We start from the raw sequence: 274 nt of genomic DNA, 5'->3' as shown, positions 1-274 counted from the left end.
CACGTCGAGGTACTGCAGAAAAAAAAACTGCAAAATTCGATCCAATTTATCGTAATCGATTAGTTAACATGTTGGTTAACCGTATTCTGAAACACGGAAAAAAAGCATTGGCTTATCAAATTTTCTATCGAGCCCTGAAAGAGATTCAACAAAAGACAAAAAAAAATCCACTATCTGTTTTACGTGAAGCAATACGTAGAATAACTCCCAATATAGCAGTAAAAGCAAAACGTAGAAGCGGGTCGACTCATAAAGTTCCCAGTGAAATCAAATC

Annotated in this window: 1 protein-coding gene; it reads left to right on the top strand. The window is 35.8% G+C overall.

Going from position 1 to position 274, the window contains the following annotated elements; translation table 11 throughout:
• Positions 1 to 274, top strand: a 274-nt coding sequence (locus QQK25_RS24755; RefSeq protein WP_284190052.1) for a 30S ribosomal protein S7, incomplete at both ends; no start/stop codon positions are given.

It is taken from the genome of Zoogloea oryzae (assembly GCF_030161255.1).
In the GTDB taxonomy this organism is placed as follows: Bacteria; Pseudomonadota; Gammaproteobacteria; order Burkholderiales; family Rhodocyclaceae; genus Zoogloea; species Zoogloea oryzae.
The sequence above is the reverse complement of the archived record's forward strand: the minus strand, read 5'-3'. Positions and strand labels throughout refer to the sequence as shown.